General features: G+C 57.6%; 17 protein-coding genes. 6 read left to right on the plus strand and 11 right to left on the minus strand.

The genetic code is table 11. The features are described 5' to 3' along the window. Positions 1 to 299: 299 nt before the first annotated feature. From G5253_RS17575 to G5253_RS17585, 3 genes are all read left to right on the plus strand, one after another. Positions 300 to 2,174, plus strand: coding sequence for a S8 family serine peptidase (locus G5253_RS17575; protein ID WP_216953342.1), 1,875 nt, complete (start codon positions 300 to 302; stop codon positions 2,172 to 2,174). Positions 2,175 to 2,192: 18 nt separating this feature from the next. Further along, positions 2,193 to 2,651, plus strand: a complete 459-nt coding sequence (locus G5253_RS17580; protein ID WP_216953341.1) for a serine protease chaperone — start codon at positions 2,193 to 2,195, stop codon at positions 2,649 to 2,651. A 420-nt stretch (positions 2,652 to 3,071) separates the two neighbouring features. Continuing rightward, positions 3,072 to 5,453, plus strand: a complete 2,382-nt coding sequence (locus G5253_RS17585; RefSeq protein WP_216953340.1) for a beta-glucosidase — start codon at positions 3,072 to 3,074, stop codon at positions 5,451 to 5,453. Positions 5,454 to 5,548: 95 nt separating this feature from the next. On the opposite strand, the gene G5253_RS17590 is transcribed toward G5253_RS17585, so the two are convergent. The 8 genes from G5253_RS17590 to queA form a co-directional block, all read right to left on the minus strand. After that, the gene (locus G5253_RS17590) at positions 5,549 to 6,526 is read right to left on the minus strand and encodes an AraC family transcriptional regulator (RefSeq protein WP_216953339.1); all 978 of its coding nucleotides are present in this window, start codon (positions 6,524 to 6,526) and stop codon (positions 5,549 to 5,551) included. Between the two features lie 600 nt (positions 6,527 to 7,126). Next, the gene (nlpI, locus tag G5253_RS17595) at positions 7,127 to 8,062 is read right to left on the minus strand and encodes a lipoprotein NlpI (RefSeq protein WP_005344691.1); all 936 of its coding nucleotides are present in this window, start codon (positions 8,060 to 8,062) and stop codon (positions 7,127 to 7,129) included. A gap of 90 nt (positions 8,063 to 8,152) precedes the next feature. Beyond that, positions 8,153 to 8,521, minus strand: a complete 369-nt coding sequence (locus tag G5253_RS17600) for a rhodanese-like domain-containing protein (protein ID WP_005344690.1) — start codon at positions 8,519 to 8,521, stop codon at positions 8,153 to 8,155. 84 nt (positions 8,522 to 8,605) lie between these two features. Then, the gene (secF, locus tag G5253_RS17605; protein WP_005344682.1) at positions 8,606 to 9,553 is read right to left on the minus strand and encodes a protein translocase subunit SecF; all 948 of its coding nucleotides are present in this window, start codon (positions 9,551 to 9,553) and stop codon (positions 8,606 to 8,608) included. A 10-nt stretch (positions 9,554 to 9,563) separates the two neighbouring features. After that, positions 9,564 to 11,417: a protein translocase subunit SecD gene (secD, locus tag G5253_RS17610; RefSeq protein WP_216953338.1), complete on the minus strand. Its 1,854-nt coding sequence runs from the start codon at positions 11,415 to 11,417 to the stop codon at positions 9,564 to 9,566. A gap of 18 nt (positions 11,418 to 11,435) precedes the next feature. Then, positions 11,436 to 11,771 (minus strand): preprotein translocase subunit YajC, encoded by a 336-nt coding sequence (gene yajC / locus G5253_RS17615; protein ID WP_005337327.1) that lies wholly within the window; start codon positions 11,769 to 11,771, stop codon positions 11,436 to 11,438. A gap of 51 nt (positions 11,772 to 11,822) precedes the next feature. Beyond that, positions 11,823 to 12,959, minus strand: coding sequence for a tRNA guanosine(34) transglycosylase Tgt (gene tgt / locus G5253_RS17620; RefSeq protein ID WP_005337329.1), 1,137 nt, complete (start codon positions 12,957 to 12,959; stop codon positions 11,823 to 11,825). A 74-nt stretch (positions 12,960 to 13,033) separates the two neighbouring features. Beyond that, positions 13,034 to 14,086: a tRNA preQ1(34) S-adenosylmethionine ribosyltransferase-isomerase QueA gene (gene queA / locus G5253_RS17625; RefSeq protein ID WP_266135652.1), complete on the minus strand. Its 1,053-nt coding sequence runs from the start codon at positions 14,084 to 14,086 to the stop codon at positions 13,034 to 13,036. Positions 14,087 to 14,298: 212 nt separating this feature from the next. Between queA and G5253_RS17630 the strand changes: the two genes are divergently transcribed. The 3 genes from G5253_RS17630 (at position 14,299) to ahpF (ending at position 17,708) form a co-directional block, all read left to right on the plus strand. Beyond that, positions 14,299 to 14,745, plus strand: coding sequence for a CBS domain-containing protein (locus G5253_RS17630; RefSeq protein ID WP_013723842.1), 447 nt, complete (start codon positions 14,299 to 14,301; stop codon positions 14,743 to 14,745). Positions 14,746 to 15,437: 692 nt separating this feature from the next. Then, entirely contained in the window at positions 15,438 to 16,004 is a 567-nt protein-coding gene (gene ahpC / locus G5253_RS17635; RefSeq protein ID WP_005337335.1) for an alkyl hydroperoxide reductase subunit C, read from the plus strand. Positions 16,005 to 16,127: 123 nt separating this feature from the next. Continuing rightward, on the plus strand, positions 16,128 to 17,708 hold the full coding sequence (gene ahpF / locus G5253_RS17640) for an alkyl hydroperoxide reductase subunit F (protein WP_266135653.1): 1,581 nt from the start codon (positions 16,128 to 16,130) through the stop codon (positions 17,706 to 17,708). Positions 17,709 to 17,844: 136 nt separating this feature from the next. Here the strand turns inward: ahpF and G5253_RS17645 are convergent, their stop codons facing one another. The 3 genes from G5253_RS17645 to G5253_RS17655 form a co-directional block, all read right to left on the minus strand. After that, a complete protein-coding gene (locus G5253_RS17645) occupies positions 17,845 to 18,561 on the minus strand; it encodes an SIMPL domain-containing protein (RefSeq protein WP_266135654.1) in 717 nt (238 codons plus the stop codon). 56 nt (positions 18,562 to 18,617) lie between these two features. Beyond that, entirely contained in the window at positions 18,618 to 19,178 is a 561-nt protein-coding gene (locus G5253_RS17650; RefSeq protein ID WP_266135655.1) for a hypothetical protein, read from the minus strand. A gap of 85 nt (positions 19,179 to 19,263) precedes the next feature. Next, positions 19,264 to 22,656 (minus strand): VWA domain-containing protein, encoded by a 3,393-nt coding sequence (locus G5253_RS17655; RefSeq protein WP_266135656.1) that lies wholly within the window; start codon positions 22,654 to 22,656, stop codon positions 19,264 to 19,266. Positions 22,657 to 22,749: the final 93 nt, after the last annotated feature.

The following is a 22,749-nucleotide window of genomic DNA, read 5'->3' on the forward strand; positions in this document are numbered from 1 at the left end:
GCCACTCACGTTCAAGAGCGCACGAGCTCCACTCGGGATTGCCCCGAATCGAGATGGCTGCGGCGAAGGAGAGTCGCGAGAGGAGTGAATTACAGATAAAAAGATCAGTAGCGAGCGGTGAGAACCATTCTCAATAGAACACATAACCAGTGTCATTGGAATACCTACCACAAACTGAATCGGATTTCTTTGAACCTCATTGCGTTTTTTGAAAATGGCTCTTTTTGAACCCCTACCACCCGTGTATAGATTTCCGTCGCACTCAGGATGGTGCGATCCAAGATGGAGTTAAAAAAATAATGAAGCAAACATCGTTAGCACTGGCGATCACAGCACTGCTGTCGACCCTGCCCAGTGCGCTCGTTCAGGCAAATGAAGGTTGTGCGCCGCTCACCGGCAAGGAGAGCGGCATGGATATCGGACGCAGCAGCACCGAGCGCTGCCTGCCAGGTACCAATCCCCTGCAGGATCAGCAGTGGTATCTGCTCAACAGCGGGCAGGATGGATTCAGCGCCCGTGGTGGTATAGCGGGCAATGATCTCAACCTCTGGTGGGCTCATCGCACCGGCGTGCTGGGCCAGGGAGTCAATGTGGCCGTGGTGGATGATGGCTTGGCTATCGCCCACCCGGATCTGGCGGAGAACGTCCGTCCGGGCTCAAAAAACGTGGTGACCGGCAGCGATGACCCGACCCCGACCGATCCGGATACGGCCCACGGCACCTCGGTCTCCGGCATTATTGCGGCGGTAGACAACGCCATCGGTACCAAGGGGATAGCCCCGCGAGCCCAGCTGCAGGGATTCAACCTGCTGGATGACAACAGCCAGCAGTTGCAGAAGGATTGGCTCTACGCCCTTGGCGACAGCGATGCCAGTCGCGACAACCGGGTGTTCAACCAGAGCTACGGCATGAGTGTGGTGGATCCCCGCTCTGCCAACTCTCTGGATCAATCCCAGCTTGATCGTCTGTTTGAACAGCAGACCCTCAAGGCGCAGGGCGCGGCCTATATCAAGGCCGCCGGCAACGGCTTCAACAAGATAGCGGCGGGCGGCTATGTGCTTAACCGCACCGGCAATGGCCCCAAATTGCCGTTTGAAAACAGCAACCTCGATCCCTCCAACAGCAACTTCTGGAACCTGGTGGTGAGCGCGCTCAACGCCGATGGCGTCAGATCCTCCTACTCCAGCGTCGGCAGCAACATCTTCCTGAGCGCGACCGGCGGCGAATACGGTACCGACTCTCCGGCGATGGTGACCACGGATCTGCCCGGCTGCGACATGGGTTACAACCGCACCGACGATCCCAGCACCAACCGGCTGCACGGCAACCCGCAACTGGATGCCAGCTGCGACTACAACGGTGTGATGAACGGCACCTCCTCCGCCACCCCCAGCACCTCCGGCGCCATGGCGCTGCTGATGTCCGCCTACCCGGATCTGTCGGTACGTGACCTGCGGGATCTGCTGGCGCGCAGCGCAACCCGGGTCGATGCCACACAGAAACCTGTGATGGTCAGCTACACCAGCAGCACCGGCAAGGTGCGTGATATGAAAGGGCTGGAAGGGTGGGAGCGCAATGCCGCCGGCATGTGGTTCAGCCCGACTTACGGTTTTGGTCTGATTGACGTCAACAAGGCCCTTGAGCTGGCAGCCAATCACCAGCCCCTCCCCCCGCTGGTACAGCTGCCATGGCAGAAGATCAATGTCACCGGCAGTGCCGCCGCCATTGCCGATGTGGGCAACAGCCCGACCAGCTCAACAACCCGCATCGCGACACCCTTGACGGTAGAAGCGGTTCAGGTGATGGTGAGTCTGGATCATCAGCGTCTGCCCGATCTGCTGATCGAACTGGTCTCCCCCGCCGGCACCCGCAGCATCCTGCTGAGCCCCTTCAACAGCCTGGTCGGCCAATCTCTCGACCAGCAGCAACTGGGCTTTGTGCGAACCAAGGGATTGCGCGACATGCGGATGCTATCCAACAAGTTCTACGGCGAATCGGCGCAAGGCCAGTGGCGACTGGAAGTAACCGACGTTGCCAACGGTACCCGTCAGGTCTCTCTGCTCAATCGCGAGACCCGTGAGCGTACCACCCTGACCGAGCGCAACAATCGCCAACCGGGCAAGCTGATCTCATGGTCCCTGCGGGTCCTGGGTCACGATGCCAACCGCAGCTAACACGCTAGGAGTATTACCATGAACAAACCTGTTACCTTGCTTCTGGCAACCCTGCTGGCCCCCCTCTCGGGACAGCTCTGCGCCCAGGAGTCCGTCACCATGGATGGCAAGCAGTACAGCACTATAGAGGTAAATGGCCAGACCTACCTCATTCCTGACAACGGCAGCAAGAAGCGGGTCGCCCGCAGCCTTGACAGCAAGGTCCCGCAACAGACCCTGCGCCGCGGTGACGTGTTGATGCAAGGGGCCGCCAGCCCCGAGCTCACCGTCAGCGGCACCCTGCTGGTGGAAGCCGATGACAACCAGGCCAGCGCGCTGGCCAGCCGGCACGGCCTGCGCTTCAAGCAGAGCAGCGGCGGCATCGCCCTGCTGGAAGCCAAGCCGGGCACCGATCTGAACGCCGTCGCCACGGCGCTCAAGCAGGAGGGGGTCAAGGTGCAGATTGAACTCGCCGGGGCCCTCAAACAGCCCAAGTGAGCCGTCCCGGGCCATTGCCCGGGCATATCAGCTGATCTTCGAGGGGGCCGCCGGCCCCCTCGCGTGTTGATCGCAGCCATCCTCATTGGCCGTCAGGCCATCCGTTTTCCCTCCTTCTCCCCTGCCCTTTCCCCTCTTGCCACCCCCACCTTTGCTTTGGCACCGCCTTTCGATGCGACCTTGCTCACAACTCGGCCCCCTTGCTCCCGCCGGCACATTTCTCGCTCCCTCGGGGCAAGGCAGCCATCGCCCGGCTTGTTAACCTGCCTGCAGCCAAACGCCGGCCCACCGGCACGTTCGGCCTTCCTTGCGATATCCAATGGCAGCCGCCAGCAGAGCGGCCCAGCCCGGGCGGATGCCTTGCGCCCGGTGTCGATATCTCCTTTGTATTTTTATTCAGACAGTTACGAGGACGTCTTCATGCCTATCACCACAAAATTGAAAGCGGTTTCACTGGGTGTCAGCCTGGCGCTGGCCGGCCTGCTGGTCGGTTGCAACCAGAATGACTCGGATCCCCTGGTCAAGGACGATGCCTATTACCGCGGCCAGGCCGAGGCCATGGTGGCCAAGCTGACCCTGAGCGAGAAGCTGGACCTGCTCTCCGGCCCCGGTTACGGCAGTGCCAACGGCGCCATCAACGTCAAGCAGGACGTGCCCGGCGTGGCGGGTTACATCAACGGCGTGCTGCGCAGCGCGGACGGCATCGACATTCCGGCCCTCAAACTGGCGGACGGGCCGGCCGGGGTGCGGATCAACGCCAACCGCGACGGTGACAGCGCCAGCTACTATGCCACCGCCTGGCCCATCGGCTCGCTGCTCGCCTCCAGCTGGGACGTCAAGCTGGTCAAGGCCGTCGGCGAAGCCATGGGGGACGAGGTGCGCCAGTACGGGGTCGACATCCTGCTGGCCCCGGGCATGAACATCCAGCGTAACCCGCTCAATGGCCGCAACTTCGAGTACTACTCGGAAGACCCCCTGCTCACCGGCAAAATCGGCGCCGCCATGGTCAACGGGGTGGAGAGCAACGGGGTAGGCACCACCATCAAGCACTACTTCGGCAACAACTCCGAGACCAACCGCAACCAGATCAACGCCATCGGCGAACCGAGAACCTTCCGCGAGATCTACCTGCGCGGCTTCCAGATAGCGGTGGACGAGGCCCAGCCCTGGGCGGTGATGACCTCCTACAACAAGATCAACGGCACCTATGTGAACGAGCGCAGGGATGCGGTGACCGACCTGCTGCGCGGCGAGTGGAAGTTCGACGGCCTGGTGATGTCCGACTGGTTTGCCGGCGACGTGGCCAACAACGCCTACAAGCAGGTGCTGGCGGGACAGGATTTGATCGAGCCGGGCAACGTCAAGGAGCAGTTGCAGCAATCCATCGAGCACGGCGATCTCGACGAAGCCAAGGTAAACGAGGCCGCCATCCACATCCTGACCCAGGTAATGAAGAGCCCCTCCTACAGCCAGCTGGCCATCAGCAACAGCCCGGATCTGACTGCCCACGCCAAACTGGCCCGTCAGGCCGGCGCCGAGAGCATGGTGCTGCTGCGCAACGAGGCCGCGGCCCTGCCGCTGGCGGCAAGCAGCACCCTGGCCAGTTTCGGCATCAATCAGATCAACACCTACAAGGGCGGCACCGGCAGCGGCGATGTGAACGCCGCCAGCACCACCACCATCGCGCAGGGACTGGCGGCACACTTCCCGGTCAACGAGGCGCTGCAGAGCTACTACCGCGATTTTTACGAGAACAACAAGGTCTATCACGAGGGGCAATTTGGCGCCAAGGGCTACTACACCTGCGCCGAGGCACCGATCAGCGGCGATCTGGCGGCGCTGATCGCCAGTGCGGCAGCCACCCAGCAAGCCGCCGTCATCAGCATCGGCCGCCAGGCCGGGGAAGGGGCGGATCGCAGCAGCGGCAAGGGGGACTATCTGCTCGGTGATGACGAACGCGCCCTCATCGACGCGGTGAGCAGCGCCTTCCACGCCCAGGGCAAGAAGGTGGTGGTGGTGCTCAATGTCAACGGCGTCATCGACACCGCCCAGTGGAGCGACAAGGTGGATGGCATCCTGCTGGCCTACATGGCCGGCCAGGAGACCGGTCACGCGGTGGCGGACGTGCTCTCCGGCGCGGTCAACCCGAGCGGCAAACTGGCCCAGAGCTTCCCGCACAGCTACGCCAGCGTACCCTCCGCCGGCACCTTCCCGGGCGAGGACACCGACGGGGACGGCGAACCGGACGATCTCTACTACAACGAAGGGATCTACGTGGGCTATCGCTACTACAGCACCTTCGAGCAGGCGGTCTCCTACCCGTTCGGCTTCGGTCTCTCCTACACCAGCTTCAGCTACACCAGCCCCGCCATCGCCAGTAATACCCTAGCGGACGGCAGCGCCGGCAACCTGGTGCTGACCGCCACCATCACCAACACCGGCGCCGTGGCAGGCAAGGAGGCGGCCCAGGTCTATGTGACCGCCCCCGAGGTCAAGCTGAAGAAACCGCTCATCGAGCTCAAGGCCTTTGCCAAGACGGCGCAACTGGCACCGGGGGCCAGCGAACAGCTGAGCTTCACCATTCCGGCCAGCATCCTCGCCAGCTTCGATGAGGCCAGCAACCAGTGGATCGTGGAGCCGGGCCGCTACAGCGCCTACATCAGCCCCTCGTCGGATGTCTCCGCCAGCACGCCGGTCAGCTTCACGGTTAGCAAGGAGATCGTGGTGAGCAACACCACGCCAGGGGCACTGGCACTGCCGACCGGGGTGGATCCCGCCAGCGTCACCACCATCACCCGCTAACAAAGGCAGGCACGGCCGGGCCCCCAGCCCGGCCTTGCCCGAACATTGCCCAGCAATGACCCGCCCACGGGACCGGCCTTGCACCGGTCCCGTTTTTATTGGCGGGCGTTGCGATAGGCCAGCGGCGTCATCCGGGTGTTGGCCTTGAAGAAGCGGTTGAAGGCGCTCTGGGACGAGAAACCGACCCGATCGCTGATGCTCTGCAGCGGTTGATCCCCCTCACCCAGCAAGCGGCAGGCTTCGCTCACCCTCGCTTCCCTCAGCAGGGTCGAGAAACTGCTCCCCTCCCCCTGCAATTTGCGATTCAGGGTCCAGCGGCTGACATTCATGGCCGCGCACACCTCCTTGAGCAGGCTCTCGTTGCTCTCCAGCTCCCCTTCCCGGATCTTGTGGCGGATCCGCTCCCCCACCAGACAGGCAAAGGGGGCCCGCTCGGCGATGTCGGCGCAGATCTGCGCCAGCTGGGCCAGTTGCAGACGACCCAGCGGCTCGTTGTAGCAGTGGCTGGGGCAGTCGAGTTGGGCATTGTCGATGGTCAGGGTGTTTTCCCCCTGCTCCCAGCGGCAGCTAGTGGCGAAGAACTGGTCCAGCAGTTGATGGCGCGGTGGCGGCCGCCCCGTGAAGCCCACCGAGACCCGAGGATCCGCCAGATAGACCCGCAAAATCCGGTAGAGCATGATGAAGTTGGGGATGGCCTGACTCGCCCCCAGGCTGGCGGGCCCCTGATTGACATACAGGTATTGGCTGGCCTGCGCCCCCCGCCGCACCCGCAGCTCGTCACAACTGCCGATGATGGGGCGATAGGCCAGCAGCATCTCTAGCGCCGCCCGCGGTGATGGCTGGTTCAGGCACAGGCTGATGAGGGGTGGATAGTGCTGGTAGAGCTGGCCGATGTCGTAGGAGAGGATGGTTTCGTGAAAAATGGCCAGATAGGGCTGCATCAGTTGCAGCATCCGGTAGTGGCTGTGGGCCGGCAGCCGGCCCTGCTCCCGCTCGATGTCGAACGACGTGAGGCCGCCCGCCATCAAAATGGCATCGGGATCGCCCCCCTGCTGCTGGCAGGCTCCCAGCATTCGTCTGATCACCTGGTTTGATACGCTCTGTGACATCCGTCGTCCAGGCCTCCGTGCTGACAGGAAATTGCTCGTGATCTCCACTTTATCGACTACTGATCCACCTCCCATCGAACAGGGTTAGGAGACCAAGGACCATTATGGGGCGGTCACAGGACGAGCAGATGTAACGGAGTGTAAAAGCACGGGCCAGCACGCATATTTACTCCCTATCGTCAGCCTCACCCATTATGAGAGAGGCAGTCCGGCAGGAATCGGACAAGAGCAGCGATAGTCAACCAGTCGCCCACCGCGATAGGGAAGAGAATCACCCATATCAGGAGGCATACGACGAGCCGACCGGGTTTCACACGGAGTCGGCCCCATCCATCTGTTGAGCTGCATGGATCAGATGTGCCCGTTCATTATTCAGAGGCGGGCGGCAGAGTTGGAAAAACTGGTGGGGTTGTGTGGATTAGCGACACGAAGCTCACTGTGACATGGAGCCAAGCCACGGGAGTGGGTGTGAAAAAGCAGATAAAAACAATGCCAGTCAGGCTTTACTGACTGGCATTAGCCTCATACCGAGGTTTTTTATCACCGGGTAATCGCCATCTCCATTCAGGAGGGCTGTTCGCCTTTGCTCTGGGCACCCGGCGGCAAGGGTTTGCGCGCCATCAACTCCAGTTCGAGCAGAGCATAGCGGTGCTCGATGAAGTCATAGACGTTGTTGGAGAGCGCCAGCTTGAAGTAGCTGATGGCTTCCTTGCGGTTGCCTTTGCCCAACTCGAACTTGCCCAGATAGAAATAGGTTTCACACAGGCGCTCGGCCAGCTCCCGGTTATCTTTCACCCCTTTCACCACATTGCCCATCAGCTGGGACGCGTTGATCTCACCGGTGTAGAGACGCACCAGATCCCAGTTCCATGCATCGTCATCGTACTTGTTGAGGCGCTCGCGCATCCGGCTCATGGCCGCAGCGGGATTGAGCTTCTGCTCGGCCAGATAGAGCCAGATCACCCGATAAGGGTCTTCCGGCTGCGCTTCGTAGAAACGCTTCATATCGGCCGCTGCCAGCTCGGGACGATTACCGTAATAGAGGGCAATACCGCGGTTAAGGTAGGCATAGTCATAATCGGGTGCCAGCTCGAGGGCTGAGTCGAATGCCTCATAGGCTTCGTCGTAGTTCTGCTGCTGTACCAGATAGACACCGATGAAGTTGTAGGCTTCAGCGAAATCCGGTTTCTCCCGCAGGGCCCTGTTGAAATCGAGACGGGCAAGGGAACGCAAGCCGACGCGATCAAACACCACGGCACGTTCATAGAACAACTCGGCCCGTTGCTCCGTGGTCAACTCCATTTCACTCAGCATCTGCCCGAGTCGGGCGAGCGCCAACTCGCTTTGGTAGGAGACCTGCAGGGGGGTCGCCAATACCAGTGAAGCAGGCTGCGCCTTGGGAACCTTAGGGGTGTTGACATGACTGCTACTGCTGCAACCCCACATGGGTAGCAGCAACAGGATACCAAGGAGGTATCCAATCCCTTTCCTGACGTTCAATGAACACTCCGACGCTTACGCTTGACCCCGCATATGGTAAAGGTCAGCCGCCACTTTGTCATGTAGCTGAGCCCCTCTCCATCAAATAAATCAGGATTCGACAGGGTATCCGGCCTCCAGCCAGCCGCGAAAACCGCCGTCAACACTGATTACGTTGCGATAACCCATCTGTTGCAAATTGTCGGCCGCCAGTACGGAGCGAAAACCGCCACCACAATAGAGATAGAGCGTGGTCTCGGGATCCGGGAACAGGGTCTCGATATCCCGCTCAATCACTCCACGACCCAGATATTGGGCTCCGGGCAGATGGCCTTTGGCCCACTCGCTCTCTTCCCGCACGTCGATCAGGTGAAACGTGCGCCCTTCGTCCTGCCAGCGCTTGATCTGGTGAACATCGGTTTCGGTGATGCGGGAGCGGATCCCGTCAACCAGCGCCAAAAAACGGGGATTGTGTTGCATGGCAAGCTCCTTTTGTTGAAATCATCTGCGTCAGCAAACGACACGCAGAGATAAGAAAAGAGCGCCATGAGGCGCTCTTCACTGTTACGGCAGGATTTCCTGTTGGTCCGCACCCTCTTTCTCTACCTGGGTGGGCAGCATGTGCTCGCGCTTGACGCCGAGGAACATGGCAAACGCACTCGCCACATAGATGGAGGAGTAGGTACCGAACGCCACACCGATCACCATGGCCACGGCAAAACCGTGGATCAGCGCGCCGCCCTTGAGCAGCAGCGCCAGCACCACCACGAAGGTGAGCCCGGAGGTGATGATGGTACGGCTCAGGGTCTCGGTCATGGAGAGATCGAGAATGTAGTCGGTATCCCCTTTGCGCACCTTGCGGAAGTTCTCCCGCAAGCGGTCGAACACCACTATGGTATCGTTCAGGGAGTAACCCACCAGGGTCATCAATGCCGCCAGCACGGTCAGGTCGAACTCGTACTGGAAGTAGGCAAAGACGCCCAGGGTGATCACCACGTCATGCACCAGCGAGAGGATGCCGCCCATGGCCAGACGCCATTCAAAGCGCACCGCCACGTAGATCAGGATACAGATGATGGAGGCCAGCATCGCCAGCGCCCCGTCAGTAGCAAGCTCGTCACCGACTGAAGGGCCGACGAATTCGACGCGTTTGAGTACAGCGCCCTCATCGAGCAGCTTGGCCGCTGCCAGCACCTCGTTACCCTGCTGCTCGACCTTGACCCCCTCTTTAGGGGTCAGACGGAACAGTACGTCACGGCTGGAGCCAAAGTGTTGCAGGGTGGCTCCTTCAATCTTCTGCTCTTCCAGAACGTCGTGGATCTTGTCCAGGCTCACCGACTGCTGGAATCCCACCTCGATGGTGGTACCACCAGTAAAGTCCAGACCCCAGTTCAGCCCCCGATCAAACAGGAAGAACAGGGCTACCACCATCAGCACGGAAGAGAAAACCACACCCGGCTTGGCATAGCGCATAAACGGGATCGGTTTTTCAAAATGTAGAATCTGAAACATTTCTCTATCCTCAGATGGGCAGCTTGTCGATACGCCGTCCACCCCAAGCCAGGTTGATAATGGCACGGGAAACTGTGATGGCAGTAAACATGGAGGCGGTCAGACCAATGCCCAGCGTCAGGGCAAAGCCCTTGATGGCGCCAGTACCGATACCGAACAGGATCACGCAAGTGATCAGCGAGGTCACGTTGGAGTCGGCGATGGTGGAGAATGCCCGATCAAAGCCCAGATGGATGGCTTGCTGAACACCGCGACCGTTGCGGATCTCTTCACGAATACGCTCGTAGATCAGTACGTTGGCATCCACCGCCATACCCAGCGTCAAGACGATACCGGCGATACCCGGCAATGTCATGGTGGCCCCAGGGATCATCGACATGATGCCGACAATCAACACCAGGTTCATGCAGAGCGCCAAGTTGGCGACCCAGCCGAACGCGCGGTAGTAGATCCCCATGAACAGCACGATCACCAGCATGGCCCAGCCGATGGCTTCCATACCGCTGTCGATGTTCTGTTGACCCAGGCTCGGGCCAATGGTGCGCTCTTCCACGATCTGGATCGGGGCGATCAGGGCACCGGCACGCAGCAACAGCGCCAGGTTGTGGGCTTCGTTGGCGTTGTCGATACCTGTGATGCGGAACTGGCTGCCAAGGCGCGACTGGATGGTGGCGACGTTGATCACCTCCTCCTGCTTGCGGAACTTGCGCTTGCCATCCGGACCAGGCTGACCGACCGGCTTGTACTCGATGAAGACGGTCGCCATCCCTTTACCGACGTTGTCCTTGGTAAAGTTGGCCATCTTGTTGCCACCCTGGCCATCCAGCTTGATGTTGACCTGGGGACGGCTGTACTCGTCGAAACCGGACTGGGCACCCACGATGTGGTCACCGGTCAGGATCACTCGCTTGTGCAGTACCACCGGACGACCATTGCGATCGGTATAAACCTTGGAACTGGGGGGAACTCGCCCTTCAGCAGCCGCCTGAATATCAGCCGCCTCATCCACCATGTGGAACTCCAGGGTCGCGGTCGCACCGAGGATCTCCTTGGCACGAGCGGTATCCTGAATACCGGGCAGTTCAACGACAATGCGTTCGGCGCCCTGCTGTTGTACCAGCGGCTCGGCCACACCCAGTTCGTTGACCCGGTTACGGATGATGGTGATGTTCTGCTCGAGGGCGTACTTCTTCACCTCCTTGATCTTGGCTTCGCTCAGACCAGCCAGCAGGATGAACTCATCCCCCTTCTGCTCGGTAGTGAAAGTCAAATCAGGGTTCTGACGACGCAGATGAGAAACGGCGCGTTCCTGATCGGCTTCGTCACGGAAGATCACCTGCACCTGATCACCGACCCGGCGTACGCCGGAGTAACGGATCTTCTGGGTGCGCAGCTCGGAGCGGAAATCCTGCACCATCTGCTCTTGCTGCTTGGTCAGTGCTTCGGCCATGTCCACTTCCATCAGGAAATGCACACCACCGCGCAGATCAAGACCCAGCTTCAGAGGCGCCGCACCGATGGCTTCGAGCCAGGCGGGAGTGGAAGGTGCCAGGTTGAGTGCGGTAATGAAGTTGTCGCCCAGCTTGTTGGCAACGATATCGCGCGCCTTCAGCTGGTCTTCGGTGTTCTTGAAACGGATCAGGATAAAACCGTGCTCGAATGCAGCATGTTTGACCGGGATCTTGGCCGCTTCAAGGGTCTCTTTCACCAGATCAAGAGTATCTAGCTTGACTTCGGCACCACGGCTGGCAGAAACCTGCAAAGCCGGATCTTCGCCGTAAAGATTGGGGGCTGCATATAGAAAACCGATGGCGATCACCAGGATCACCATCAGGTATTTCCACAGCGGATAGCGATTCAACACGCTGTGCTCCTTGGGAGATTAAAGGGACTGGATAGAACCCTTGGGCAGAACGGCAGAGACGAAGTCCTTTTTGATGGTGACTTGAGTCTGGTCGTTCAGGGCGATCACCAGGTAATCGCTGTCTGCAGCCACTTTGGCAATTTTGCCAACCAGGCCACCAGAAGTGAGCACTTCATCACCCTTGGACAAGGAGCTCATCAGATTGCGGTGATCCTTGGCACGTTTGGCCTGGGGACGATAGATCATGAAGTAGAAGATCAGGCCGAATACGGCCAGCATGATGATCATTTCCATACCACCACCCTGTGCACCCGGTGCTGCGCCTTCTGCATACGCCTTGGAGATAATGCTCATTTAACAACCTCTTATTGATGTAGATTAAAAAAACAAAATTATATGTTGTTGTTATTTAACGTCATTTTCAGCTAACGGAGGCACAGGCTTCCCTTGCCGACGGTAAAACTCTGTTACAAAGTCGTCTAATTTACCCTGCTCGATCGCGTCCCGCAAACCCTGCATCACACGCTGGTAGTAACGCAGGTTATGAATCGTATTCAGACGGGCACCGAGGATCTCGTTGCACTTGTCCAGATGGTGCAGGTAGCTGCGGCTGTAGTTCTTGCAGGTGTAGCAATCGCATTCGGCATCCAGGGTGCTGGTGTCGTTGCGGTGCTGGGCATTGCGGATCTTCACTACGCCATCAGTGGTGAACAGGTGGCCGTTGCGGGCGTTGCGGGTCGGCATGACGCAGTCGAACATGTCGATACCACGGCGCACCCCTTCCACCAAGTCTTCCGGCTTGCCAACACCCATCAGGTAGCGCGGCTTGTCAGCCGGAATTTTCGGGCAGACGTGCTCGAGGATGCGGTGCATGTCCTCTTTGGGTTCACCCACGGCCAGACCACCGACCGCATAACCGTCGAAACCGATCTCCAGCAGCCCCTTGAGGGAGACATCACGCAGATCTTCGTAGACCGAGCCCTGAATGATGCCGAACAGGGCGTTCTTGTTGCCCAGCGCATCAAACTTGTCGCGGGAGCGCTTGCCCCAGCGCAGGGACATCTCCATCGACTTGCGCGCTTCTTCATAAGTGGCCGGGTACGGAGTGCACTCGTCGAAGATCATCACGATGTCGGAGCCCAGATCGTACTGGATCTCCATGGACTTCTCGGGGTCGAGGAAGATCTTCTCGCCATTGATGGGGTGGCGGAAGTGGACGCCCGCTTCGGTGATCTTGCGAATATGTCCCAGGCTGAACACCTGGAAACCACCGGAGTCGGTCAGGATCGGGCCCTGCCAGTTCATGAAGTCATGCAGATCGCCGTGGGCACGCATCACTTCCTGACCCGGGCGCAGCCAGAGGTGGAAGGTGTTACCCAGCAGGATCTGGGCGCCGGTTTCACGCACTTCTTCCGGGGTCATCCCCTTGACGGTGCCGTAAGTCCCGACCGGCATAAAGGCCGGCGTTTGTACCACACCACGTTCGAAGACCAGTTGACCGCGACGGGCACGGCCGTCGGTGGTTTTCAGTTCAAATTTCATTGCTACCTCGGCTGCGTCAGATAAACAGTCTGACTATAGGAGGGCCGCTCACGGCCCGGTAAATAAGCTGAAGCTTATGCTTCAACCTGGCGACGGGTGACGAACATGGCATCCCCGTAGCTGAAGAAACGGTACTGTCCGACCACGGCTGCCTGATAGGCCGCCATCACGTTGTCATAACCGGCGAAGGCGCTGACCAGCATGATCAGGGTCGACTCCGGCAGATGGAAGTTGGTGAGCATGGCATCGACAATCTGGAACTGGTAACCAGGGAAGATGAAGATATCGGTGTCACTAAAAAAGGGCGCCAGCGGTTTGCCCTGTGCCAGGGTGACCTTGGCCGCGCTCTCCAGCGAACGGACCGAAGTAGTACCGACCGCAATCACCCGGCCACCACGGGCACGGGTGGCCGCGATGGCATCCACCACCTCTTGCGGCACTTCCGCATACTCGGAGTGCATGTGGTGATCTTCAATCTTATCTACCCGCACCGGCTGAAAGGTGCCCGCCCCTACATGCAGGGTGACGAAGGCCGTTTCAACCCCTTTGGCCCGAATTTTCTCAAGCAGCGGCTCATCAAAGTGCAGGCCGGCGGTCGGCGCAGCGACAGCGCCCGGCTTTTGATTGTAAACGGTCTGGTAGCGCTCCTTGTCGGCATCCTCGTCGGGGCGGTCGATATAGGGGGGCAGCGGCATGTGGCCGATGGCCTCCAAAATCTCCAGCACCGGACGCGGGTCGAGGAAGTGGATCTCGAACAGGGCGTCGTGGCGGGCGCGCATCTCGGCTTCAACGCCACCATCCATGATCATCCGGGTGCCGGGCTTGGGCGCCTTGGAGGCACGGACATGGGCCAGCACGCTGTGCTCGTCCAGAATGCGCTCGACCAGTACCTCCAGCTTGCCACCGCTGGCCTTCTGGCCAAACATGCGCGCCGGAATGACACGGGTGTTATTGAATACCAGCAGGTCACCCGGATTGAGCTGATCCAGCACATCCACAAATTGACCGTGGCGCAGGGCGCCAGTTTGACCATCGAGCTGCAACAGGCGGCTGGCAGTACGCTCTGCCATCGGATAGCGGGCAATCAGCTCGTCTGGCAGATCAAAATGAAAATCGGATACTTGCATCTTTCACCTCGGGGGGAATCGGCGGCTAGTCTAGTTATCCCCATCTTCCAAGGCAACCCAAAAGACCAAAAACCCAAGAGAGACAAGGGGTAGCGAGCAATATTGAGACACACATCCGGTTAATGATTCTTTAATGTTCTGTATTGACCCTGATCATGTTTTGCCAATGGGCACTGGGCTAGGGTGAAAGCAGATACACAAGGAGGCCCACCATGATGACCCTATCCGAAATCATGACCGAACACCCCTTCACTCTGGGTCCGTCAAACAGTGTCAAACAGGCGATGGACCTGATGCAGCAGGAGCGAATCCGCCACATTCCCATCGTCGACGAGCAGCATCATCTGCTGGGGTTGGTAACTCTCACCGATATCCTGGCCACCCGGGAATCCAAGCTGCTGCTCATCAGCCCGGAGCGGGAAGCCGAATTTACCGACAGCGTGCAACTCGACGAGATCATGACACGGCAAGTGGCGAGCGTAGATCCTCACGCCGGCATCAAGGAGGCAGCACTTTACCTGCAGCGCCACAGATATGGCTGCCTGCCGGTACTCAAAGGACGCAAGCTAATCGGCATTGTCACCGAGTCGGACTTTATTGCCGTGGCCATCAACCTGCTTGAATTGATGGAAGAGCAGGAGCCCCCAACCGACTTTTGACAGATTTTGGTGTAATTAAATTACAATAAAAGCGTTTTCAGCCGTCAAAATAAGCTGGAATGATGAAACACTTTCATTTTGACTGAAAAATTACACCAAACACTTGCCTTGTGATCTGCATCACACTATTATTCCTCTCATGCAATAGTTGCCGAGGGGGAGACGAGGGATTGTGCACCCATTATCTTCCTCTCATATGTCTGCAAGTTTGCACACCCCGTAGTTAGTCTTTGCTGTAAAGCATTTGTTTATATAGCCATTCCTTGTTTGATGACCCGGCCCTGTCGTTGCGATAGCGCCGGGATTTTTTTATCTGCGCTTTTCGGCTTCCTCCCTACCAGCACATCCCCCATCGCTGCGACCAGTTCCCTCAACCTCCTGCCCCACCTGTTTGCACCACCGTTTATCTCATCGCGTCATCGTAACTCTACACACCCCTTCTTATGCCTTGAAAAGGCGATGTAGCGCACAGATATTGAACCACGACAAGGAGTTATCTCAGTAAGCCAGAGATATTCATGTTAGGTACAGCCATAGTGAGCTATCTAATAAGTAGATTTAAGCGATTCAAAAATGCGGCTTTTATCGATTAGCGGAAGCCCTTATGATGAATCCATCGAAAGTTAAGCGCCTCGTCTGGCAAGACTCTTCAACACCAGACCGGCATATGTACATCACCAAGGAGCAATTACATGTCTACCTACATCAACACTGAAATCAAGCCGTTCAATGCTACCGCCTACCACAATGGCAAATTCGTTCAGGTGTCTGACGCTGACCTGAAAGGCAAGTGGTCCGTGGTCTTCTTCTACCCGGCTGACTTCACCTTCGTTTGCCCGACCGAGCTGGGCGACCTGGCTGACAACTACGCTGAATTCCAGAAACTGGGCGTCGAGATCTACTCTGTCTCTACCGATACCCACTTCACTCACAAAGCATGGCACGACACCTCTGACACCATTCAGAAGATCCAGTACCCGATGATTGGTGACCCGACTGGTACCATCACCCGCAACTTCGGCGTGATGATCGAAGAAGCTGGTCTGGCTGACCGCGGTACCTTCGTGATTGACCCGCAGGGCATCATCCAGATCGTCGAGATCAACGCTGGCGGTATCGGCCGTGACGCACTGGAACTGCTGCGCAAAGTCAAAGCGGCCCAGTACGTTGCCTCCCACCCGGGCGAAGTGTGCCCGGCAAAATGGAAAGAAGGCGAAGCCACTCTGGCCCCGTCCCTGGACCTGGTAGGCAAGATCTAAGCCTCCCACTTCCAAGACCGGCCCGCATAAGGGCCGGTCTGCTTTCCGGCATTGCCAAATAGGCCTGAAAGCAGACCGACTCACATTTAATGCCAACTCGCCATTACAAGAAGGAATTCGACCATGTTGGATACCAACCTCAAACAACAGCTGAACACCTATCTGCAGTACATCGTCAATCCCATCGAGATCAGCGTGTCCGGCAACGACAGCGACAAATCTGCAGAGCTGCTGGCACTGGCCAGCGAGATCGCCGAGATGTCCCCCAAGATCACCCAGACCTCTGGCACTGCCGTTCGCAAGCCTTCCATGAGTGTCGCGCCGCAGGGCCAAGCCCCGCGCGTTCACTTTGCCGGCATCCCCATGGGTCATGAATTTACCTCTCTAGTGCTCGCCCTGTTGCAAAGCGGCGGCCACCCCTCCAAGGCCGATGTGGCCGTGCAGGAGCAGATCCGCAATCTCAAGGGTGAGTTCCACTTCGAGACCTATATCTCCCTCTCCTGCCACAACTGCCCGGACGTAGTACAGGCTCTCAACCTGATGGCGACCCTGAACCCCGGCATCACTCACACCATGATCGATGGCGCCCTGTTCCAGGAAGAGGTCGCCGAGCGTCAAATCATGGCGGTACCGAATGTCTACCTGAACGGTCAACCGTTCAGCCAGGGCCGTATTTCACTCGAAGAGATCGTCGCCAAACTCGACACCGGCGCCGCCGAGCGCAAGGCTGCCGAGCTGAATGAGAAAGATCCCTACGACGTACTGGTGGTGGGCGGTGGCCCGGCTGGCGCCGCAGCGGCCATCTATGCCGCCCGTAAAGGCATTCGCACCGCCATCGTTGCCGAGCGTTTCGGTGGTCAGGTGATGGACACCGTCGGTATCGAGAACTTTATCTCCGTGCCCTATACCGAAGGCCCCAAGCTGGCCGCCAGCCTGGAGCAGCACGTCAAAGAGTACGGCGTGGAAGTGATAACCGAGCAGCGCGCCGTCGCCATCAGCAAAGATGGGTATGTGAACGTGGATCTCGCCTCTGGCGCCACCTTGAAGAGCCGTGCCGTGATCCTGGCGACCGGTGCGCGCTGGCGTGATCTGAATGTGCCGGGCGAGCTCGAGTACCGCACCAAGGGCGTGGCCTACTGCCCGCACTGCGATGGTCCCTTCTTCAAGGGCAAGCGAGTAGCTGTGATCGGTGGCGGTAACTCCGGCATCGAGGCAGCGATCGACTTGGCTGGCATCGTCGATCATGTGACTGTGGTGGAGTTCGCCGACACCCTGCGAGCCGATGAAGTGCTTCAGAAGAAGGCTCGCTCCATGAGCAATATCGACATCATCATGAGCGCGCGCACCACCGAAGTGATCGGTGATGGCAGCAAGGTGGTCGGTATGGACTACGAAGATCGCACCACCGGTGAGATCAAACACCTGGCGGTGGCGGGAATCTTCGTCCAGATCGGCCTGGTACCGAACACCGAGTTCCTGAAAGGGAGCGAGATTGCTCTGACCCGCTTTGGCGAGATCGAGATCGATACCAAAGGGGCGACCTCCCTGCCCGGCGTCTACGCCGCAGGGGATGCCACCACGGTACCGTTCAAGCAGATCATCATCTCCATGGGTGCCGGCGCCACCGCTGCACTGGGTGCGTTTGATTACCTCATCCGCAACCCAGCTCCTGAAGCGACCAAGGTTGACGCTGTGACCGTCTGATAAACCCAGCGCAACAAAAAGCCGACGCCCGATGAAGTAAACACGAGCGTCGGCTTTTTTATATCTGCATCGATGCGCAATAAAAACCCCGCAGCAAATGGCGGGGTTATTCATGACTGGACTTAAACTACGGGCATCACTCCAGCAAGAAAACAGCCTCGATATTATCACTTACCGTGATCTGCTGTTGTTGATAGCTGTTGTCCGCCATATCCGCCGCAGGTGCAGCCATCGCCATGGCCTGCACCATCTTCAGGTTGCGGCTGTAGGCGGTAATGGGCGAAGCATTGCGGTACTCCACACTGTAGACCTTGCCAAGCTTCATCCCGAACGCCTTGGCCAGAGATTCAGCCTTGGTTTTGGCATCCTCAACGGCATTCAAACGGGCCTGCTCCTTGATGACCTGCGGCGACTTCAACCCGTACTCAATCTGGGATACGGACTCCAGCCCAGCTTTGAGGGCGGTATCCATCAGGGGGCTCAATTTATCCAGTTGATAGAGTTTGACCGCCAATTGCCGCTGGGCACGGTATCCCAGCAATACCGGCTTCTTGTTCTCGCCATACTGATATTCCGGAGAGACCATCAGGTTGCCAGCCTCAACATCGCTGCGCTTGATCCCCAGCCCTTCCAGTTGGCTGAAAAAGGCTGCGACCTTGGTATCGACCTGCTGCTTGGCATTGAGGCCCTGCTTATCCAGTGCACTCACCGCCACATTGAGGGTGAGCATATCGGGTTCGGTCTTCTGCTCGGCATAACCACTCACTACCAGATGGGGCGCTTGCGGCACTTCAATCGCCAGCAGCGGAGCACTGACAACCAGAGCAGAAAGAGTAAGAAGGGGACGCCACATAGAAAAAAACCTCAATCGGAAAGATTGAGGTCATTATGCCCGTGCAGTTACGGGATTCATATATCATGCAAGGGGGGGAGCTGATCCAGTATCTGATTGGTCAGATCGAGACTGATGGTGACCACGCTGCAGACATCTGGGCTCTGCTCTACCTTATCTTGTGACGATGTCGCACCGCAGACCTGCACCTCATCATCGAAATGGAACGAGTCCCACGACAGAACATGTCCTTGCACCACCTGTCCGATATCGGTGCCACCACTTGCCTCCTCCATCGCAGACCAAGGGATGGTATCAGACGGCCCAAGCAAACTTTGTAACAACGGAGGGTGAAAACTGACCAGCGGATACTCCTGCTGACCCTGCTCATGGCCAACCAGAATCATGTTATGGGCAGACTCGGTATCCAAAACAGGCACATAGGTGATAGAGGCTGCTGCAAAGTCAACATAGAGCGAGCCCGCTACATCACCGGCCTCATTCTCTATCTCCATCCCATCCAGCCGATCACCAGCGATCGAGGCCTGATAGCCAAACTGGCCTGCGCAGGTAATGTTGCCCTGTCCATCCCAGCTATAACGGATGCCATCAATGTCGACCCAGTTGAATGACTGCATGATTACCCTCTCTTCTACGGCCGCTATCTTATCCATCCACCTTGAGAAAAAACAGGGGCCAGGCAAGCCCGGCCCCGAGACAGGGTTACGGATCAACCTTCAAGTTACCGTCATCCAGCAAGTGCTTGATGATATCCTGATTGGACCCAATCGAGGCTAGATCGAGTGAGTTCTGGAACTGGATGGTCAGTTCCGGGCTCCCACCGGCCCCGGCAGGATCTATCGTCAACGTCTTGGTCGTCGTGTTGAACTGCAGATAGTTGTCCAGCACGGCTGCCAGATCCTCGTTGTTCCCCACTGCAGGTACGCCGACCAGCAGATCTGACAGATCCAGTACATCTCCACCATTGTTGGTATCACCTAAAGTGAAATCAGTAATGGTATCGATACTGCCGTCCGCATCCCCCGCCAACCACTTGAAGGTGTCACTCTCCCCACCACCGGTCATGATATCGCTGCCAAGGCCACCGATCAGAATGTCCTTACCAAGGTCGCCCGTGAGTATATCGCTACCAGAACCACCATCCAGATAATCATCACCGACACCTCCAACAAGGTTGTCGTTCCCTTCCTGGCCAAAAAGGATATCGTTGCCACTGCCACCATATAGGGTGTCATTACCACCACTGCGGCTACTCTCCCCACTCAGCTCAGTAATATGGGTCCGGATGTAATCCACCGTCTGTTCACGTGTCCACCCATGACTGGACTCCAGCGTTTCAAATACCAGCCAACCAGAACCTTTGGGCAGATCCAGTCCCAACTCGCTGGCCAGCGTATCGGTATTGAGCACATCGCCAAACAGGATGTCATTGCCAACACCACCATCGGCCACGTCATTGCCGGCCCCCAGCAACACGGTAATCTGATCCCCCTCGGTCAGGGCTGCCGTCAACTGCTCGGCACTGGTCACAATCTGGGCATCGCCGATCGGGGCATTGAAACCCTGCTCGATCCGGATATTGTCTATCCGTACCTCAGGATTCCGGTCATTGGAGCTGTCGAGCAGTTCGAACACAAACCCGTATTGCCCGACAGGCAGTCCATCGGTTGTGATAGTGCTGTAAGCCGTCAAAACAGATGAACTAACGCCAGTAATGGTGCCCGTTTGCACTGGATTGAGCATATCCCAGACACCACCCTCGAGTTTCACCAACTTCCAGGTGAAGCTGTCGCTGCTATTAACACCATTCAAGGCATACTGGAACTGCAGACTTGCTCCGGCTTGTGCCGCAGAAACCTGGATGGCATTGGCCACGGCGAGCGCCAATATTGTCCTGTCAGAATCAGAACCGGTTCGATCATCCCGGATCCGCAAGCTTCCATTCGTAACAGTATGCGATCCCTGAGCATCACCACTGAGCACCCATCCCGAGGCGGCATTTATGCCGCTACCACTACCAAATGTGGCCAAGTCAAGGAAGCTGCCTGCCGAGTAAAACTGATCTGCCGTTTCAGTCGTGTTATCAAAGAACTTCAACAAATCCTTGTTAACATCATTGGTCACCCCGATTGCATTGACCTGGCTGATGGCACTGAGTGAAACAAAAGCATCCACCGACTCCTTGATCACCTCAAATGTGGTGCTGTTGCCTGGTCCGGCGACCTGATTGCTGTCATTGAGGTAGTAAGTCGGGTTACCATCCGTGACAAAGAATGTCAGGTTCTGGTAACCGGGAGCAGCCTTGCTACCATCATTGAACCACTGCACGGCCTGATTGAACGCGGCTTCATAGTTGGTGCCACCATTGGCAACCAGTGCATCAATGGCATTGGTCAGGTTGCTCACATTACTGGCATCAAGCCCTACTATTGTCACACTCTCGCTGGCATTCGCCGCAAAACCAATCAAGGTGACATTGATCTCACCATCATGATCTTTCAACTGGTTGGCCAAATGGGTCAGGGAGGCCTTGAGCATATTCAGTCGTGATCCAGCCATACTGCCAGACACATCGACCACCAGGGCAATATTGTAATTCTCACCCGGGATGAAATTGGTACTGGTGCCGCCGATGTCCCCCACCACAATATCGTGACCAGCACCGCCTGCAACCAGACCATCCACACTACCGTTGGAGTTGGGCACCTTGTGATCATCATCCGTGCCGGGGGTCCCGGTAGTGTCGGGGGTATCCGAGGTGTTGCTGCCCACAACCAGAATATTGGACGCGACGGGAGGCTCATTGCTCTTGACCGATACAGTAAAGTTGGCGCTGGCTTTATCTCCATCGGCATCAGTCAAGGTAGCGCTGAAATCAAGGTCAATATCAGGAGGCGTGATCTTGTCGATCACTCCGAAATTCTCGATCCTCACCGAGTCATTGCCATTCAGCACAAAGCGGACATAAAGCTGGCTGAACTCCCCATCGGGTTCTATGCTGGCCAACTGCATCGATCCTTTGAGTCCTGACAGAACAAGCTCTCCGGAATCGACGACGGTCACGCCGTCGGCAGCATAAGCCACCCACTGTATGGTGCTGGTATTGGTGTTGCCAACCCCGTAGACGTTGAAAGAGAGCCCATCAACGGCTGCCGTCGTGGATACCTTGAACCCTTCGTTATTATCCAGGTTGCCGTTCTTAATCCCGAAACCATTGTTGTTCGGGTTGAGATTATCTGCATCACTCCCCGGCAGATTCTGAGGATTATTGACGCTGCCATTGAACAGCAGACCATCGAACAGGACACCAATCCCGCCAGCAGTAACTCCGATCGTCTCAACAGGCCCACCAGCACCGAACTGTGCTCCGATCGAGAAAGTCTGGGTTGGCTGGGGAGTAACCAGTTCAAAGCTGTAAGTATTGTCGTCATTGAGTGTCAATGTATAGAACACTTTAGGTGGCTGCCCACTACCATCAATGGTTGCTACCAGAGTCTTGCCATCAGTCGACAAGGTTTCGGTGATCCCTGCCAAATCAGGCCATCCCGTCAGTTTCAGTCCACCAGTACCCAGAGGGCCATCAGCACCAAAAGAGACGCCAAACAATCCACCGGTAGTGATGTCGGCTACATTCATCACTTCCAGACTTTCGATGCCTGTGATCACGGGCATATCGTCTTCAATAACAACACTGACCTGCTTGGTATCACTCAAGTCACCATCACTGGCTGACAGGTTGAAGGTAAATGTCTTCAGTCCTTCCTTATTGTCTCCAAATTCATGATCGATGGGCCCCAGCAAGGTGACGGTATATTTACCAACCGGATCTACAGATACTTGTATGACTGGGATCCCTCCCGCTGACCCCACCAGTGTCGCAGACCCTATACCACTCCACACAACTGGTACCCCTCCAGAGCTCAGGCCAGATGGAGCAGAAAGAGTGAACGTAAAGGTATTGCTGTCGATATCTGTCACACTTGCCGTCGCATAGGTCGAAGTGCTGTCGGTAATATCGCCGGGATTGGGTGAATTGTCTGGATTGGATCCCGGCAATCCCTCCTCGGATATGCGCAGATCCGAGACAGTCAGCATGGGAGCATCGTTAGTTGCAGTGACGGTCACGGTGAAGGGCTTGTTGTCTGCCCCGCCCTCGTCCGTGGTCCCCGCCACATTACCACTCACGAC

It is taken from the genome of Aeromonas sp. 602658 (assembly GCF_049173005.1).
In the GTDB taxonomy this organism is placed as follows: domain Bacteria; phylum Pseudomonadota; class Gammaproteobacteria; order Enterobacterales; family Aeromonadaceae; genus Aeromonas; species Aeromonas veronii_A.